Raw genomic sequence first — 16,985 nt, 5'->3', positions numbered from 1 at the left:
CGTTTATAATTTGATGAAGGCTACATCACCGGAAAAATAGGTACGTAAGCGGCAGCAACTATCGAATATCAATGGCTTTCACCACTTCTTTGCCTGCGTGCTCATTGAGCAGGGTGCGTAGTTGCTCTTTCTGCATACTCAGTTCATGTCGTAGCGCGGAGGAATCCAAACGTATTACGAGGGTTCTCCCTCTGAAAAACAGCTCGTTTGTTTTGCGTGCGATGGGGGCTCCAACCACTTCTTCCCAGGAGGCTACGATACCCGCTTCATCAAGCCCCTGCTCCAGTTCATAGGTTTTCAGCAGCCGTTGAATGGCATCCTTCAGAGTGTGCTCGTTACTACTGAACTTCGACATGCTTCGATTCTTTTTGAAGTTCAAACACTTTTCCAGGTGCGCCAATGGCCTCAAAAATGCCCGGGACCCTCTTCAAATCCGTATCTGTCACGAAAATCTGCCCGAAATTGTTTTCAGACACAAGCTCCATCAGGTGGCGCACGCGGTGATCGTCAATCTTATCGAACACATCATCCAGCAACAAAATGGGCTTACAATCTTTCTTTTCAGCGATAAACGCAAATTGGGCCAGCTTTAACGCAATTAAAAAGGTTTTCTGCTGTCCTTGAGAACCAAATTTCTTGAGCGGATGACCGTCAATATTCAGGCGCAAATCGTCTTTGTGCAACCCGGCAGTAGAATGCTGCCGCTGCTTGTCCTGATCCCTGTGTAATTCGAGCAAGTCTTCAAATGAATCATCATGAAGTTGTGAATCATACTCCAGCGTAACATCTTCTTTTCCACCACTGATTCTTTCATGAATTTGGTTGAAAACAGGCGTAAAGGCTTCCATAAAAGCACGACGAGCTTCGTAAAGAACAGTCCCGGTTTCAATCAACTGTTGATCCCAAACCTCCAGACTTTCCAAGTCAAAGCGACGGTTCTCCCAGAAATACTTAAGCAGGGCATTTCGCTGCTGTAAGGCTTTGTTGTACTGAATCAATGAATCGAGGTAAAGGCTGTTAAACTGAGCCAGAATTCCGTCCATAAACTTTCTTCGCACATCGCTTCCTTCATATACCAGATCCTTGTCATAAGGGGATACGATAACCACAGGATACCTGCCAATGTGCTCACTCAGTCGCGAATATTCCTTACCTCCCCGCTTGAAAACTTTTTTCTGCCCTCGCTTTACACCGCAATACACCGTGTCTTCTACGTTATTCAGTACAAAACTACCCTCCACCACAAAGAAAGGCGCATCGTGGTAAATGTTTTGAGAATCAACAGGATTGAAGTAGCTCTTACAGTGTGACAGGTAATAGATGGCATCCAGCAGGTTGGTCTTTCCGGCACCATTCTCGCCCACAAAGCAGTTCACACCCGGCTCAAAGCTGAAAGTTCCAGACGGACAGTTCTTAAAGTTTACAAGTTGCAGGCTTTGGAGATACACCCCACAAAGCTCGGAAAAAATGACCAAGGTTCACCCACCAAACGGCACCTTGCTCTCAAAAATTTAATTCCAAAATGTAGCGTTCACGTTAACAAGCCGTCATACCGCTACAAATTATTTTAGTATCCTTGCAGAGGCAACGCTTATATGGTTAAAGAGTCTTAGAGGTGCGAACATCATCCTTGTGAAGCGGGGGTAAAACTGCCTTGTTTGACGAGATGAAACGCATGCGCCTCTTGGAACCTCAAGCCAAAAGCGGCTAACCTGCACATAACCAAATGAATCAGCATCTTCGTTTCCTGTTTTTACTGCCATTGATTTTGGCAGTGAACCTGCTGTTGGCTCAAAATACCACAACCTTCAACTTTACCGGCAGCGTGCAGACCTACACTGTGCCTCCGTGTGTGAATGAGATTGAGGTGGTGGCAGCCGGCGCGCAGGGTGGTGGCGGTAATGGCGGTAATGGTGCAGTGGTAACAGCCACCATCGCCGTAACTCCCGGGCAAGTGCTTCAGGTGTATGTGGGAGGTCAGGGAGCCTGTCCGGCCTCAGGCTGGAATGGTGGCGGTTTTGGGGCGAATGCCAATGGTGCGGGCAATATTGCCTGTGGTGGTGGCGGAGCATCGGACGTGAGAATTGAACCTTATGCGCTGGGCAACCGGGTAATTGTTGCTGGCGGCGGAGGCGGCATGGGTGGAGGTAACACCAACGCTGTGGCCGGTGTAGGTGGGTGTCCCAACGGAACAAATGGAAACAGCCCGTTTGGTCAGGGTGGTTTTGGCGCAAGCGTAAATGCCGGCGGAAACGGGGGTCCTCCCTGGATTGCCAGTGGTAACGCCGGGCAGGCAGGATCGCTGGGCAATGGCGGTGCAGGCGGCACCGACCCTTGCCACAATGTTGGACCCGGTGGTGGCGGTGGTGGCGGCTTATATGGCGGCGGCGGCGGCGGTAGCGACTGCTTTGCATCCGGAACACTTGGCGGTGGTGCAGGTGGAGGAGGTTCGAGCCTGATTCCCGCCGGAGGAGGTTGTTCGCAAGGAACCAATTCCGGACACGGATACGTTACGATTACACCTGTGGGCCTTGGGCTCGAACTGGTGGTTGAACCCGCATCTGCCATCATTTGTGAAGGTGAGTCCATCACCATCACAGCAAGCGGTGCCGACGAGTACACATGGGAGCCGGCCATTGGACTTGATACTACCACCGGGCCTGTTGTGGTTGCCTCTCCCGAAGAAACCCAAACCTATCTTCTTACAGGTGAAAATGAGGAATGCAGCGACACCGTTTCTGTTACAGTTACTGTCATCAGCTTACCGGAAATTAGCGTGATCCCGACCGAACCCGGTATATGCCCCGGCGAAAGTATCACCCTCACGGCAAGCGGTGCAGAAACCTACACATGGTCGCCGGCAACAGGTCTTTCTGCCACTGAGGGTGCCAGCGTAGAGGCCTCACCGGCCGCCACCCAGACCTATTCGGTGGTTGGGGCGATAGGTACATGCGAAAACGAGACGGAAGTAACAGTTAGCTTGAATGACGTACCCGTCGTTACTTTTGAGCCGGAAGACCCCAAGCTGTGTATCGATGGTTCTGTGGAAATCACTGCCTCTGGAGGAGTGGCTTATGAGTGGTCGCCGGCAACAGGGCTTAACGTGAACAACGAGGCCACGGTGATTGCATCACCCGCTCAAAGTACCACCTACTCAGTTACTGTGACCGACGAAAATGGCTGCAGCGAAACCGCAGAGTTAACGGCAACGGTGCTTCCCGATCCTGACGTAGATGCCGGCACAGACCTTGAAATTTGCCCCAACACAGGCATCGCACTCAATGGAAGCAGCCAAACGGCAGAACTTTTTAGCTGGACACCCGAAGACAGTCTTGATGACCCGACTTCTCCAACACCTATAGCCAGTCCTGGGCAGACCACTACTTACACCCTGACAGTAACCGATGAAAACGGGTGTACGGCTTCGGATGAGGTGACCATCTCTGTGATTGATCAAAACTTTGAAACCATTACCGAGGCCGTGATCTGCGAAGGTGAATCGTATACCCTGCCCGATGGCACCACCACGAGCCAGGAAGGTGCCTATGAAACCATGTTCACATCCGTTTTGGGTTGTGACTCGCTCGTGATAACCAACCTCACAGTAGGACTGGTTTACGACTTGAATGAAGCGGTTTCCATCTGTGAGGGAGAAAGCTACACACTGCCCAATGGAAACACTGTGAGTCAAGCCGGTAATTATATTTCAGAATTACAGACTGTGCTGGAGTGCGACAGTGTTATTACCACAACTGTAACTGTACATCCTCTGGAATCTACGCTCATTGAAGCTGTAATTTGTGAAGGTGAGACCTACACCCTGCCCGATGGCAGTGCGACGGAGGTTTCCGGCCAATTCGTATTTGACCTCTTTACGCAGTTTGGTTGCGACAGCACGGTAACGGTGAACCTCGATGTAATCGAAACCATTGCTGTAAGCATCGAAGCCAGCATTTGCGATAATCAGAACTATACACTTCCTGATGGTGAGGTGGTGAATCAAACTGGAACTTATACAGCGGCCGCCGGAAGCGGACTTTGCGACACCCTTTATACGATTGAACTTATCGTATTTCCCACGTTCGTAACCAACCTCAATCCGGTAATTTGCGCCGGAGAGCAGTATACCATGCCCGACGGCAGTCTGGTGAGTCAAAGCGGAAACTACACCTTTAACTTCACATCAGTTCATGGTTGCGACAGCACCGTACAGGTGACCCTCACCGTGCACCCCACTTCTGAGGTGAACATTCCGGTAGGAATTTGCCCGGGAGAGTCCTACACGTTGCCCGACGGCACAGAAATTTCGGAAGCGGGTAGCTACCCGCAGATGTACAGCAACATTTTTGGCTGCGATAGCACTGTTTTGTATAACCTCGCCATTTTTCCGGAGTACAACATTGATCAGACCATCATCGTTTGCGACAATCAGACATACATAGGCCCGGATGGAAGCGCCATATCGCAAGATGGGTTTTACGTGCTTGAATTTACCAGCGTGCATGGATGTGACTCGATTATCAATCTCACCATTTCCATCGCACCAACTTTTTCTGCTACAGTTATTGATAGTATTTGCTCCGGCGAGCAATACGTTACCTTCAAAGGGCAGATTATCACCCAATCAGGCACCTACGCTGATGTTTTTCAAACCCCCAGTGGCTGCGACAGCATCTACTACTTTGAAATTACTGTACTGCCTTCACCCAAATCAAGATTTACTGCAAGCCCACGCGTTGCCAGTATTTATGATGGACCTGTGCAGTTTTTCAATGAGAGTATCGGGCATACATCCTTTGTGTGGGATTTCCACGAATTTGGAACAAGTACAGAAAACGATCCGGTCATTGAATTTGCCGACAAGCCCGGCTTTTATCCTGTTTGTCTGTACACCTGGAATGAATGGGGCTGCAGCGATATAGGCTGTGCCGAGTTCGAGGTAAGAGAGGAATTTGTGGTGTATATCCCCAATGCATTCTCACCCAACGGAGACGGCATCAATGACCTGTTTTTTGTTCAGGGAGAGGACATAGATCCCGACCACTTCAGCATGAGAATTTTCAATCGTTGGGGGCAATTGGTTTTTTCTACGGACAATCTTTTTGAAAAATGGAATGGGAGTCATCTTGGAACAAGTTCACACTTTGTTCACGATGAAGTCTATGTGGTGAAGGTTATCGCGCAATCAGCTTCAACGCAAGAGGTGCGTGAGTTTGTTGGTACCGTAACCGTGCTGCGCTAGAAACATGACCTCCCTTGATTGACCGGTATGACTTTTTCCATTTGAGGCCATGATATTTTCCGCTTTCAAAAATTAACTATCTTCGCCGCTCAAATTTGCAACCATGGCCAAGAAAAACAAGCCCTCTGACGAACCCATTCTGGATGTGCAGGAAGCATACGACAAAACAGAGGCCTATATTGAGAAGAACCGCAAAACACTGACCATCATTGCCAGTGCAATTTTTGTATTGTTTGCCGGTTATTTCGGGTTTACGCGTCTCTACCTTTTTCCATTGGAACAGGAAGCTTCCGAGCTGATATGGAAAGCTGAGTTCTACTTTGAGCAAGATTCTCTGGATTTGGCTTTATATGGAGATGGTAACCACTTCGGCTTTTTGGAAATCGCTGACAATTACCGACTGACCAACTATGCAACAGTAGCCAACTACTACATAGGTTTGATTTATTTGCAGCAAGGTGAGTACGAGCTTGCCATCGATCATTTAAGAAAAGGTCAATTAGACGATGCAGTGGCCGGAGCAGTTGCTATTGGTGCCATCGGCGATTGCTACGTTGAGTTGGGCGATTATGAAAAAGCCCTGAGCCAGTTTAAGAAAGCTGCCAGCCACTCGGCCAATCAGTTTACCGCACCTATTTACATGATGAAGGCTGCCCTGGTTTACGAGGAACTTGGCAACTTCAGCAAGGCGCTGTCGCTTTACAAGGATATCAAAAAGAAATACCCCGACTCTACCGAAGCCCGCAGCATAGACAAATACATTGCGCGTGCTGAGGCATTTGCCGGATAATCGAGATACCCAAAAGGCCCTGTTTAACGGGCCTTTTTTATGAAATAAACCACGTGGCTACTTCCAACCAAAACCTGTCGGATTACGACCTGAGTCCCGTTGAAGGCACAGAGCGCATGCGTGTGGGGATTGCCGTATCGGAGTGGAACATCGAAATCACCAGCAACCTCTTGCAAGGAGCACAAGAGGCTTTGCTCAAAATGGGTGTGCTTGAAGAGAACATCATTGTTCGCTATGCACCTGGCAGCTTTGAGTTGCCCCTTGTTGCCGAGTGGCTTATTGAAGGTGCCGGAGCAGACGGCGTGGTTGCGCTGGGTAGCGTGATTCAGGGAGAAACCCGCCATTTTGAGTTTGTGTGCAACGCCACTGCTCAGGGCATTATGCAAGTGGGAATCAAGCACAGCGCGCCAGTTATATTTGGCGTACTCACCGACAACAACATAGACCAGGCCCGGGCAAGATCAGGTGGTAAGCACGGAAACAAAGGCGTAGAATGCGCTGTTGCCGCTGTGAAGATGATTGCTTTGAAGTGGCTGTAATTCTATTGTTATTAGCACTTTTATAAATTCCGTTACCTACGGTTTTGCTATCGAATCATACTGAAAAAATGCCGTTCGTCAAACGGTACTAGCAAAACACCCCTCGCAATCATTTGATTTTCTTAATATTGGGTGAACATTAACCTAAAATCTATCACCCATGAAAAATCAATTATCTGTTTTGAGCGTGGCATTGGCTGCGTGCTTTTCAATGAATGTACAAGGTCAAAACATCTATGATGATTTTGACAATTATGAACCTGGTCCTCTCACCACACAAACCGACCAATGGATAACCTGGGACATGAACCCGGGAGGTGGTATGGAATGCTTTGTTGTGGAAGAGGAATTTGCGAGTGCGCCTCACTCCCTTCGCGTTGCGGAGGGCGGTGTTGAAGATGTGATTTTGCTTCTTGGAGATGACTATTCATCTGGTGCAATAAACATTGGATGGAACATGTTGATTCCTGCCGGTAAAACTGCTTACTACAACCATCAATCAAGCGAAACGCCGGGCGTTGGTTGGAATTTTAATGTGTACTTCAATGAAAATGGAAACAGTCCGGGAATTGCTGCCATAAAACTCGGAAACACCGTTTTGGGCACTTTCAGCTATCCCGAAGGAGAGTGGTTTTCAGTCCTTCATGATATTGATTTGGATGCTGCTCTGATGGACGTTTACATTAACGACCTTCCTGTTTATACCACAGCGATGTACTTCAACACCTTGGGTGGTGTTAACTTTTACTCCATCAACAACAACAACCGTTACTACATTGATGATGTGGTTGCAGAATTCGAAACGGAAGACCCTACTTCTACTGCCGGGCACCTGCTTCACAACGTTTCGATTTTCCCGAATCCCGCCACAACCCATTTTCAAGTCAACCTGAATGGCCTGGAAAACGAAGTGCACATGCAGATGTATGACCTGAGCGGTAAATTACTTCGAAACGAGACTCTTGTTGGAAACGAATTGCACACACTGGCTTTGAATGGACTCAACAGCGGGTTGTACATGGTCAATCTTTCTTCTGAAAAGTTTGAGCGCAATTTTAAGCTGATAGTCCGCTAACTAACTGCTTATAGCAATGAAAAACGCCCTTTCAAAATTGAGAGGGCGTTTATTTTATCCTACAGTCTGTGTCTGAGCCTTAAATTTCATCTAGCTTCCTGCAGCTCCCGCTTCGGCTTCCGCATTGCGCTGCATAAAGAGCTCAATAAGTTCTTCATCGGTGAGGTCAATGGTTTTAAGGCGCTCTTCAGCCTGAACTGCAAACTCATGATCCGGGAAACGCGCAATTACCTCGTTGTACATACCCTTGGCTCCTTCAATGTCCTTTACGTCATTGTCGAGCGTGAAAGCTATCAAAAAGTATATCTCAGGATCTTTACCAAAATCCGGATAATCATCCAGAATGCGGAAGTACATTTCAATGGCCCGGTTGTGCACCCCAACACCGCGCGCAATTCCAGCTCCTTTGTAGAGGAAATGTGGTGCGCGTTCATCTGTCGGATAGGTATCCACAAATTTGATGTACGACTGAAGAAGCTGAGCTGCTGCCTCCCGATCAACCCTCGACTCATGGCTGAAAAGAACCTGTTCCAAGGAATCAATTCTGTGGGCCAGCGACTCCATTTCATTTTTGGCTTGCTCCTGCTCACTCGCTGAGCCTCCGCAGGCAGTAATCAAAATCGCACCAAGCAGAAACGCTACAATGTTGGTTTTCATTCTTATTATTTTAAGTTTGGTTAAGCTTTCACCGGGTAACGCATGCGATAGCTCACATCTGTTTTACCCCGGGTTATGTCGTTGAGCTTGCCCCGCAACATTCTGCGGCGCAAAGGCGAAATTCGATCTGTAAATAATACACCTTCCAGATGATCATACTCGTGCTGAATAATCCGCGCCCGGTATCCTGAAAACTTCTCCTCGTGCGGTTTAAAGTTCTCGTCCAGATACCGAATCAAAATGTCCTCTTCTCGCACCACTTCTTCGCGGATGTTCGGGATACTCAAACACCCCTCTACAAAGCCCCAGGCATCTCCGCTTTCTTCAATAATTTCGGGGTTGATGAATACCTTTTTAAAGTCTTTCAAGTCCTCAGCATCTTCCTCATCCTCCGCAAAAGGGGCACCATCCACCACAAAAAGCCGAATAGACAGACCCACCTGAGGTGCCGCCAATCCAACGCCATGAGCCTGATACATGGTTTCGTACATGTTCTCAATCAGCTCATTCAAACCGTCATAACCTTCGTCAATATCTACAGCGCGCCGCTTGAGTACGGGGTCTCCGTAAGGTACAATGGGAAGTATCATTCTGTTGATTTGACGCAAAGTTACAACTATGCCCCCACACTGAAAAACAAAGGAGGTGTGCAGGTAACTAGGGTTAACCTACCCTTCCAACTGATTCGAGGTAGGATTGAAGAATGAGCGTGGCGCTGATTTCATCTATCAACGCCTTGTTTTGCCTGTCTTTTTTCTTTAATCCGCTTTGCAGCATACTCTGTGATGCCATTTTGGAGGTGAAACGCTCGTCAACACGCACCACCTTCACATGGGGAAACCTGCGCTCAAAAGACCTTACAAAAGCATTCACCTGAGGCGAAACTTCTGCAGGGTTACCACGCAAATCAACCGGGTCGCCCACCACCAGGGTATCTACTTTATGTTGTTCAAAGTATTTTCCCAACCACACAAGTAAATCGTGACTGCTGACAGTGGTAACCCCACTAGCAATAAGCTGAAGATCATCGGTAGCGGCAATACCCGTTCGTTTTCTTCCGTAGTCAATGGCCACAATTCTGCCCATGCCGCAAAGTAACCAAAATAAGCTGGTCAGGCTTTAGCGTCATTCAGATATCTTTGCCACAAAACCCATCCGCATGCGTCAACTCATAGAAGAAGCCTGGGAGAATCGCGAACTTCTCAAAGAATCCAAATATCAACAAGCCATTGAGGAGGTCATTGCCCGCATAGACTGCGGGGAGTTACGTTGTGCACAACCCACTGAAGAAGGCTGGCAGGTAAATGAATGGGTAAAAAAAGCCGTGGTGCTCTATTTTCCCATTCGCCAAATGGAGGTGATTGAAGTGGGGCCTTTTGAGTTTCACGATAAAATGAAGCTTAAACGCAATTACAGTGACGCAGGTGTGCGCGTTGTTCCGCACGCAGTTGCCCGCTACGGCGCATTCATTGCGAAGGGCGTGGTCATGATGCCCTCATACGTCAATATCGGGGCCTACGTGGATGGTGGAACCATGGTTGACACCTGGGCCACCGTAGGTTCTTGTGCGCAAATCGGCAAGAATGTACACCTGAGCGGCGGAGTGGGTATTGGCGGTGTACTGGAGCCCCTGCAGGCTTCGCCGGTCATTATTGAAGACAATGCGTTTATCGGCTCGCGTTGTATTGTGGTAGAAGGAGTAAGAGTTGGAAAGGAAGCTGTGCTGGGTGCCAATGTGGTGCTCACAGGTTCTACCCGCATTATTGACGTGAGCAGCAGTGAACCCAAAGAATTTCGCGGCGAAGTTCCTCCCCGCTCGGTAGTCATTCCCGGAAGTCTGCCCAAACAATTTCCTGCCGGCACTTATCAGGTTCCATGCGCATTGATTATCGGAACGCGTAAAGAAAGTACCGACAAAAAAACATCGTTGAACGACGCCCTGCGTGATTTCAATGTTGCCGTCTGATTGAAAAACATACTCATCATACAAACCGCTTTTATTGGCGATGTAATATTGGCCACGCCCATCCTTTCAGCTCTCAAAAGCCGCTATCCTGATGCTGCCATTTCATTTTTGGTGCGTAAAGGCAATGAGTCGCTTTTGCGCCACCACCCCCATGTGAAAGAGGTACTGGTGTGGGACAAAACAGAGGGCAAGTACCTCAACCTGTTGAAAGTCGCCACCAAGGTTCGCAAATTAAAGTTCGACGCCGTGTTCAACCTGCATCGGTTTGGCACTTCGGGGTTTATCACCTGGTTTTCGGGTGCAGGATATAAGGTCGGATTCAACAAGAATCCATTCTCGTTTTGCTACACGCGAAAAGTGAACCACGAAGTGGGTAACGGCAAACACGAAATTGAACGAAACCTCGAACTGGTATCTAACGACTTAGCTCTTACGCGACCCGAAATACAGGTATCGGCTGAGGACGAGCAAGTAATTTGGCAATATAGAAGCCAGCCCTTTGTATGTGTAGCTCCGGCGTCGGTTTGGTTTACGAAGCAGTTCCCCGCAGAGGGGTGGGTAAAATTGTGTCAGACCATTGACCGAGAGGTTAAGATCTATCTGCTGGGCAGCCCGGCGGACAGCGATTTGTGCAACCGCATTGCGGAAGACTGCGAACGGAACAATGTGGTGAATCTTGCGGGTAAATTATCGTTGCTTCAGTCGGCGGCCCTGATGAAATATGCTGCTATGAACTACGTAAACGATTCTGCCCCCATGCACCTGGCCTCTGCCATGAACGCCCCGGTTGCGGCAGTTTTCTGCTCTACTGTGCCCAATTTTGGTTTCGGGCCGGTATCCGATCAATCACATGTTATTGAAACTACTGAGAAGCTCGATTGCCGACCCTGTGGGCTTCACGGCCACGGACAATGTCCGGAAGGTCATTTTAAGTGTGCCACAACGATTAACGCTAAGCAGTTCCCAACACCATGAAAGAAGAAATAGAAAAAGCCGTTGAGTGCATGCGCTCGGGGGGGGTACTCCTTTACCCTACCGACACCATCTGGGGTCTTGGCTGCGACGCTTCCAATGACGAGGCTGTACAGAAAATTCTGGACATCAAGAACCGTGGAAATAAAATGGGTCTCATTCTTTTGGTTGAGCGCGACGCCCGTATTAATCGTCACGTACATGAAGTTCCCGCCATTGCGTGGGATTTGATGGACGTTGCCAAACGACCTCTCACCATCGTTTACCCCGGCGGTAAAGGAGTATCTTCAAAAGTGATGGGCGATGACGGCTCAGTAGCCATTCGTATGGCCAAAGATGTGTTTTGCGAAAAGCTCATTCAGCAGGCCAATGTGCCCATTGTTTCAACTTCGGCCAATATCAGCGGCCAACCTGCACCCAAAAGTTTTTCCGACATCGGTCAGGTCATTTTGGACGGCGTTGATTATGCCGTAAATTTGCGACGTCAGGAAACCATGCTTCCCCAACCTTCCGATATCATAAAAGTGGCTCTTAACGGGGAGATTCAAGTGATAAGATGATTCATGAACCTCTCACACCAGCTTAGGCACCCCGTTTTCCAAACCATTTCTGAACAAGCTGTAAAGCTCAACGAAAAGGCTTACGTTATTGGCGGTTTTGTGCGCGACCTTCTATTGGAGCGTGGCGACAAAGACATTGACATTGTGTGCGAAGGAAGCGGCAGTAGCCTGGCCGAAGCGGTTGCAACAGCACTGGGCGTTGAAAAGGTGACGGTTTTCAAGAATTTTAAAACCGCCATGTTCCGCTACCAAGGATATGAAATTGAATTTGTTGGAGCCCGGAAAGAATCCTACCGCGCACATTCCCGCAAACCCATTGTTGAAGACGGAACGCTCGAAGAAGATCAACAAAGACGTGATTTTACCATTAATGCTTTGGCCATTTCGCTCAATCCTGGTGATTTTGGGGAAGTGGTGGATCCATTTGGCGGACTCCAGGATCTGGAAAAGAAACTACTCAAAACGCCCCTCAACCCCGACATCACATTCTCAGACGACCCCTTGCGCATGATGCGGGGCGTGCGTTTTGCCAGTGAACTCGGCTTCAGAATTGACAGCAAAGCGCTGAAAGCCATTCGAAGGAACAGCCCAAGGTTGGAAATCGTTTCGGGCGAGCGCATCTCTACTGAGTTTAACAGGATATTGTTATCTCCAAAACCCTCTCTTGGCTTAAACCTTCTCTTTGAAACACGCTTGCTGGATCAGTTCTTACCGGAGCTTGTCAAACTTCATGGTGTGGAAGTTAAAAACGGAATAGCGCACAAAGACAATTTCTACCACACTCTTCAGGTAGTTGACAATGTATCGGATGAGAGCAACAATCTTTGGCTAAGATGGGCTGCCTTACTCCATGATATTGCCAAGCCTGAAACAAAACGATTTTTTGAAGGTGCCGGCTGGACTTTTCACGGACACGAAGACCGTGGAGCTTTGATGGTGCCTAAGATTTTTAAACGGCTCAAACTACCTCTCGACCACAAAATGAAGTATGTGCAAAAGCTCGTGCTGCTTCATCTCCGGCCCATTGCCCTCACCAAAGAAGAAGCAACCGACTCTGCATTGAGGCGTTTGCTCTTTGAAGCCGGTGACGACCTGGACGATTTAATGACTTTATGCAAAGCAGATATCACCTCAAAAAATGAAGCCAAGGTTAAGCGCTACTTGGAAAACTACGAGCGTGTAAAAAAGCGACTTGTGGAGGTTGAAGAAAAAGACCGCATCCGAAACTGGCAGCCCCCCATTGATGGCAAAGAGATCATTGAGACCTTTCAGCTCAAACCCGGGCCTGAAATCGGCCAGATTAAGAACGCCATTAAGGATGCCATTCTCGACGGCGATATTCCCAATGATTACGATGCTGCATACCGGTTTATGGTTGCCTATGCCGAAAAGCTAAATTTGCAAATCCCGTCCAAAAAAAATCAAGGATAAAAGCCATTTGTTAATTTTACACGTCCATCTACCAAGACATTATGCCCAATATCTACAAGTTTCGCGTGCTACTCGACACTGAGCTGGAGGTTTTTCGCGACATTGAAATCAAGCCCGAAAACACCTTTGAGCAACTGCATCTGGCCATTCAGGAAGCCTTTGGTTTCAGTGCCAAGGAGATGGCTTCTTTTTACCTCAGCAACGACGACTGGGAAAAAGGCAAAGAGCTGCCGCTCATGGACATGAACTACGGCGACGATGACCAGCTCTACTCCATGGGGCAGGTAAAAATTGGTGAACTGATTCGCAAAACCGGGCAAAAATTAATCTACATCTACGACTTTTTGAGGATGTGGGGCTTTTTTGTGGAGATGGTTGAAATCAGCCCGGAGCTCAACGAAATGACCTACCCTCGCGTAGCCATGGCTCTGGGTGACGCCCCTGAGGAGGGCTCCAAGGATATGGACTTTGAAATTGAAACCGATTACGACGGTGATGAAGGAGATGAAGACGATTACTTTGACGATTTCGATGATGATATCGACTCAGACGATCTGGACTCGTTAAGCGACCGCGATTCATTCTGAGCTCCCAACCAAATAAGCGGTATTTATTGGTTGTGGTGGGACCCACAGCCGTGGGCAAAACACGCGTGAGTATTGATCTTGCCAAACATTTTCATACTGAAATTGTATCGGCTGATTCACGCCAGTTTTTCAGGGAAATGCCTATTGGAACGGCTGCTCCCTCTGCCGGGGAGCTGCAATTGGCCAAACACCATTTTGTGGCTCAGCTGAGCATAAAAGACGACTACAGCGCCGGCGATTACGAGGTTGATGCTTTGCGCTGCATCGATAAAATCCACCAACAAAACCCGGTTGCGGTGCTTACCGGAGGGTCGGGACTGTACGTGAAGGCTGTGACGCACGGTCTGGACGAGCACCCATCGGATATTGATATTCGCAACCAGCTCATTGCCAATTTTCACGACCGCGGAATCGAATACCTTCAGAACGAGCTTCAACGACTCGACCCTGAAACCCATCAGCGCATTGACCTTTATAATCATCAACGCATGATACGCGCCCTGGAGGTTTGTGTGGTTTCCGGAAGGCCCTACTCTTCGTTTCTCACCAGGCAAGCCAAACCCAGACCTTTTCAAACCATTGCCATAGGCCTTAACCTGCCACGAGCAGCATTGATTCAAAGAATTGACCAGCGGGTTGACCACATGATTGAGCAAGGACTTTTGGCCGAAGCCCGGGCTCTCTACCCATTACGTCATTACAACGCACTCCAAACGGTGGGATACAAGGAGTTGTTCGAAGCATTTGAAGGAAATTGCAGCGAAACGGAAGCGATTGAGAAGATAAAAGTCAACACCCGACGATTTGCCAAACGGCAAATGACCTGGTTTAAAAAAAACCTGGATGTACGGTGGTTTTATCCCTCCGATTGGTCAGACATCCTGAAACACGTTGAACTTTGCATGAAATCACCCTAGGCCTAATGCTTAGCGTCGGTTAAGCAAACTGTTGATTTCATTGAGGGTACCCATATCAATAGGCTTCACAAAGTGGCCAATAACCACTGGATAATCCCGTGCCCTCAGCCGATCTCTGGGATCTATGGAACTCGTAAAAATTACTACCGGAATAGATTGCAAGCCTGAGTTTTCACTGAGAAAATCAAGAAATTCCCAACCGCTCATCACAGGCATGTTGAGGTCAAGCAAAATAACATCGGGATGTTGTTTTTCTCCATTTTGCAGTACATCCACCGCGTCGGCTCCACAGGTAAACTCAGCCATCAGTTCAAATGCCTGATGACGGCCCAAAAGGTGCTTTGCGATGGCTGAAGCAATTGTGTCATCATCGATGATCCAAACTCGGTTCATGGCGATTCTTAAATGTTACTGTTACGCGGGTTCCCTTGCCCACTTCGCTCTCCATTTGAATTCTTCCCCCCAATGCCTCCACCTGGGTTTTGGTTATGTACAAGCCCAGGCCTTTGGAGTCGCGGTGAGCGTGAAATGTTTTGTACATTCCAAACACCACATCACGGTACTTTTCCATGTCTATGCCCAAACCGTTGTCAACGACCTCAATCATAACCTGGTCATCCGATTTAGAAGCATAAACAGAGATCTCTGCGGTGCGATCCGGATGCCGGTACTTAATGGAATTGCTGATAATATTAAGCAGAACACTCTCAATGTATGCGGGGTTTGTGTAGATTGTGAATTCTTCTGCAACTTCATTCTGAACCATTGCGCCCGAATCTTCAATGGCAACCCTCAGGTTCATGATTGTTTTGTTTACCCATTCTCGCAGTGAGACCACAGCCATGTTTAAGCCCACCCTTGTTTGAATGCTCACTACCTCGTTCAGGTTTTTGATAGACTCATCGAGGTTGGCAACTGACTGGCGCATGAGAGGTAGAAAATGGTTTTTGACATCTGCACTGTCATCATCCAGAATGGCGATTATCCCAAGAAGGTTGGCAACATGCGAACGAATATTGTGCGAGATAATGTAGGTAAAGTTGAGCAGCCGCTTGTTTTGCTCGGCGGTAACATCCACAAATTCCTGTAACTCTGCCCTGCGCCTTTTTCTGTCTGTTATGTCCTGCAGGTAGCCGTGCCAAATCAATGTACCTTTCTCGTTTCGTTTAGGTTGGGCAGAGCTTTCAAACCAACGAAGCATTTTGAGGTTAGGATGTCTGAACTCTACGTGAAACGAATCCAAACTCTTGGCCGAATGCAAAATAGCCAACTGCACCCGTCTAAAATCAAGCGGAGAAACAATTTTCCCGAGTAACTCTTCAAGCCGGCCTTGGTTGGGCAACTCCAGATTTGGGTACAAGCGCGAGATTCCTGAGCTTACGAAATTGTACTTCACAGTACCTTCAGGTTCAATTTCAAACTGATATACCGCACCCGGCATATTGCTGGTAAGGTCGGATAGCAGCCTGAGGCTTTCTTCGAGTTTAAGTTCTGTCCTTTTTTGGTCATCAATGTCCTGAAACGAACCATAAATTCGCATGGGGATTCCATTTTCGTCGCGCTCTATATCCCCTACCGCCCTCACCCACAAATCATTACCTTTGGCCGTAACAATCTGTACTTCCTTCACCCCCATGGGTCCGCCCTCCTCCAGGGCACCCTTCAATCCATTCACAATAGCATCACGGCTTTCTCCTTCTTTGTAAAAATTCACCGCTGTTTGAAAATCCGGAACGTAGTCAGGAGGAACCTCATGAATCTCCTTGGTCATGTCAGTCCAATAAAGCCGGCTTCTCACAAGGTCTAAATCCCATCCACCTACCCGTGCCAGTTTACTTGTCTGCTCCAGGGCTTCTTTGCTTTCGGCAAGTGCCCGTTCTGTTTCAACGCGCCCCTGAATGTCGCGTGCGGAAGCAACATACCATAAGCTGTTTTCAAAGGTAACCAGACAAATGTTTATTTCAACAGGAAAGGTTTCGTCACTCTTCAGGTTCCTGTATTCACCACTGAAAGTCTCATTAATTCTTTCTCTACTGACTTTCAGCCACGAGGCCCATTGCTCACTTTTTTCAAGTGTGGTTTCGACATCAAAATACGAATGATTTTCAACACTTTGTGCAGAAACACCAGTACGAAATTCCGCCATCTTATTAACATAAAGCAACTTACCTGACTCGTCGAAAACGTGAACAACCTCATTTGCGCAATCCAGAATTTGCTTGAACGCTTCCGTATTCATGTAGGGGTTA

Annotated in this window: 17 protein-coding genes; 10 read left to right on the top strand and 7 right to left on the bottom strand. The window is 48.1% G+C overall.

Annotated elements, in window-relative coordinates:
• Window positions 1-58: 58 nt before the first annotated feature.
• Together EA392_08905 and EA392_08900 are read right to left on the bottom strand one after the other, a co-directional pair.
• A complete protein-coding gene (locus EA392_08905; GenBank protein ID TVR38584.1) occupies window positions 59-355 on the bottom strand; it encodes a DUF721 domain-containing protein in 297 nt (98 codons plus the stop codon).
• Window positions 339-1,448 carry a DNA replication/repair protein RecF gene (locus tag EA392_08900; GenBank protein ID TVR38583.1) on the bottom strand — a complete coding sequence of 370 codons (1,110 nt, stop codon included), beginning with the start codon at window positions 1,446-1,448 and terminating at the stop codon, window positions 339-341. Before EA392_08900 ends, EA392_08905 begins: the two co-directional genes overlap by 17 nt.
• A gap of 278 nt (window positions 1,449-1,726) precedes the next feature.
• Here EA392_08900 and EA392_08895 point away from each other — a divergent pair, with 278 nt between their 5' ends.
• The 4 genes from EA392_08895 to EA392_08880 all read left to right on the top strand — a co-directional run bounded on the left by EA392_08895 (window position 1,727) and on the right by EA392_08880 (window position 7,646).
• The gene (locus tag EA392_08895; GenBank protein ID TVR38582.1) at window positions 1,727-5,242 is read left to right on the top strand and encodes a gliding motility-associated C-terminal domain-containing protein; all 3,516 of its coding nucleotides are present in this window, start codon (window positions 1,727-1,729) and stop codon (window positions 5,240-5,242) included.
• 103 nt (window positions 5,243-5,345) lie between these two features.
• Window positions 5,346-6,032 carry a hypothetical protein gene (locus tag EA392_08890; protein TVR38581.1) on the top strand — a complete coding sequence of 229 codons (687 nt, stop codon included), beginning with the start codon at window positions 5,346-5,348 and terminating at the stop codon, window positions 6,030-6,032.
• A 53-nt stretch (window positions 6,033-6,085) separates the two neighbouring features.
• A complete protein-coding gene (locus EA392_08885; GenBank protein TVR38580.1) occupies window positions 6,086-6,571 on the top strand; it encodes a 6,7-dimethyl-8-ribityllumazine synthase in 486 nt (161 codons plus the stop codon).
• A 160-nt stretch (window positions 6,572-6,731) separates the two neighbouring features.
• Complete coding sequence (locus tag EA392_08880) at window positions 6,732-7,646, top strand: T9SS C-terminal target domain-containing protein (protein TVR38579.1); 915 nt, start codon at window positions 6,732-6,734, stop codon at window positions 7,644-7,646.
• A gap of 90 nt (window positions 7,647-7,736) precedes the next feature.
• Here EA392_08880 and EA392_08875 read toward each other — a convergent pair whose 3' ends face one another.
• From EA392_08875 to ruvX, 3 genes are all read right to left on the bottom strand, one after another.
• Window positions 7,737-8,303 carry a hypothetical protein gene (locus tag EA392_08875; GenBank protein TVR38578.1) on the bottom strand — a complete coding sequence of 189 codons (567 nt, stop codon included), beginning with the start codon at window positions 8,301-8,303 and terminating at the stop codon, window positions 7,737-7,739.
• Between the two features lie 20 nt (window positions 8,304-8,323).
• Window positions 8,324-8,893 (bottom strand): peptide deformylase, encoded by a 570-nt coding sequence (locus EA392_08870; GenBank protein ID TVR38577.1) that lies wholly within the window; start codon window positions 8,891-8,893, stop codon window positions 8,324-8,326.
• A gap of 73 nt (window positions 8,894-8,966) precedes the next feature.
• Window positions 8,967-9,389, bottom strand: coding sequence for a Holliday junction resolvase RuvX (ruvX, locus tag EA392_08865; protein TVR38576.1), 423 nt, complete (start codon window positions 9,387-9,389; stop codon window positions 8,967-8,969).
• Between the two features lie 67 nt (window positions 9,390-9,456).
• Here ruvX and EA392_08860 point away from each other — a divergent pair, with 67 nt between their 5' ends.
• From EA392_08860 to miaA, 6 genes are read left to right on the top strand one after another with little or no spacing between them, the layout of a single operon-like run.
• Window positions 9,457-10,269: a 2,3,4,5-tetrahydropyridine-2,6-dicarboxylate N-succinyltransferase gene (locus EA392_08860; GenBank protein ID TVR38575.1), complete on the top strand. Its 813-nt coding sequence runs from the start codon at window positions 9,457-9,459 to the stop codon at window positions 10,267-10,269.
• Window positions 10,270-11,244: a glycosyltransferase family 9 protein gene (locus tag EA392_08855; protein TVR38574.1), complete on the top strand. Its 975-nt coding sequence runs from the start codon at window positions 10,270-10,272 to the stop codon at window positions 11,242-11,244.
• Complete coding sequence (locus tag EA392_08850; GenBank protein TVR38573.1) at window positions 11,241-11,801, top strand: threonylcarbamoyl-AMP synthase; 561 nt, start codon at window positions 11,241-11,243, stop codon at window positions 11,799-11,801. Before EA392_08855 ends, EA392_08850 begins: the two co-directional genes overlap by 4 nt.
• A 3-nt stretch (window positions 11,802-11,804) precedes the next feature.
• Window positions 11,805-13,232 carry an HD domain-containing protein gene (locus EA392_08845; protein ID TVR38572.1) on the top strand — a complete coding sequence of 476 codons (1,428 nt, stop codon included), beginning with the start codon at window positions 11,805-11,807 and terminating at the stop codon, window positions 13,230-13,232.
• A gap of 41 nt (window positions 13,233-13,273) precedes the next feature.
• Window positions 13,274-13,819: a hypothetical protein gene (locus EA392_08840; GenBank protein TVR38571.1), complete on the top strand. Its 546-nt coding sequence runs from the start codon at window positions 13,274-13,276 to the stop codon at window positions 13,817-13,819.
• The gene (miaA, locus tag EA392_08835; GenBank protein ID TVR38570.1) at window positions 13,816-14,736 is read left to right on the top strand and encodes a tRNA (adenosine(37)-N6)-dimethylallyltransferase MiaA; all 921 of its coding nucleotides are present in this window, start codon (window positions 13,816-13,818) and stop codon (window positions 14,734-14,736) included. The genes EA392_08840 and miaA overlap by 4 nt, the downstream gene beginning before the upstream one ends.
• A 9-nt stretch (window positions 14,737-14,745) precedes the next feature.
• On the opposite strand, the gene EA392_08830 is transcribed toward miaA, so the two are convergent.
• A complete protein-coding gene (locus EA392_08830) occupies window positions 14,746-15,129 on the bottom strand; it encodes a response regulator (GenBank protein TVR38569.1) in 384 nt (127 codons plus the stop codon).
• On the bottom strand, window positions 15,104-16,975 hold the full coding sequence (locus EA392_08825; protein ID TVR38568.1) for a PAS domain S-box protein: 1,872 nt from the start codon (window positions 16,973-16,975) through the stop codon (window positions 15,104-15,106). Before EA392_08825 ends, EA392_08830 begins: the two co-directional genes overlap by 26 nt.
• Window positions 16,976-16,985: the final 10 nt, after the last annotated feature.

It is taken from the genome of Cryomorphaceae bacterium, assembly GCA_007695365.1.
GTDB lineage: Bacteria > Bacteroidota > Bacteroidia > Flavobacteriales_D > SKUL01 > SKUL01.
The sequence above is the reverse complement of the archived record's forward strand: the minus strand, read 5'-3'. Positions and strand labels throughout refer to the sequence as shown.

Excerpts from the sequence above, each read along its gene's own strand:
- EA392_08905 (TVR38584.1), bottom strand. The coding sequence starts at position 355 with ATGTCGAAGTTCAGTAGTAACGAGCACACTCTGAAGGATGCCATTCAA.
- EA392_08895 (TVR38582.1), top strand. The coding sequence starts at position 1,727 with ATGAATCAGCATCTTCGTTTCCTGTTTTTACTGCCATTGATTTTGGCA.
- EA392_08890 (TVR38581.1), top strand. The coding sequence starts at position 5,346 with ATGGCCAAGAAAAACAAGCCCTCTGACGAACCCATTCTGGATGTGCAG.
- EA392_08880 (TVR38579.1), top strand. The coding sequence starts at position 6,732 with ATGAAAAATCAATTATCTGTTTTGAGCGTGGCATTGGCTGCGTGCTTT.
- EA392_08875 (TVR38578.1), bottom strand. The coding sequence starts at position 8,303 with ATGAAAACCAACATTGTAGCGTTTCTGCTTGGTGCGATTTTGATTACT.
- EA392_08870 (TVR38577.1), bottom strand. The coding sequence starts at position 8,893 with ATGATACTTCCCATTGTACCTTACGGAGACCCCGTACTCAAGCGGCGC.
- ruvX (TVR38576.1), bottom strand. The coding sequence starts at position 9,389 with ATGGGCAGAATTGTGGCCATTGACTACGGAAGAAAACGAACGGGTATT.
- EA392_08850 (TVR38573.1), top strand. The coding sequence starts at position 11,241 with ATGAAAGAAGAAATAGAAAAAGCCGTTGAGTGCATGCGCTCGGGGGGG.
- EA392_08845 (TVR38572.1), top strand. The coding sequence starts at position 11,805 with ATGAACCTCTCACACCAGCTTAGGCACCCCGTTTTCCAAACCATTTCT.
- EA392_08840 (TVR38571.1), top strand. The coding sequence starts at position 13,274 with ATGCCCAATATCTACAAGTTTCGCGTGCTACTCGACACTGAGCTGGAG.
- EA392_08830 (TVR38569.1), bottom strand. The coding sequence starts at position 15,129 with ATGAACCGAGTTTGGATCATCGATGATGACACAATTGCTTCAGCCATC.
- EA392_08825 (TVR38568.1), bottom strand. The coding sequence starts at position 16,975 with ATGAATACGGAAGCGTTCAAGCAAATTCTGGATTGCGCAAATGAGGTT.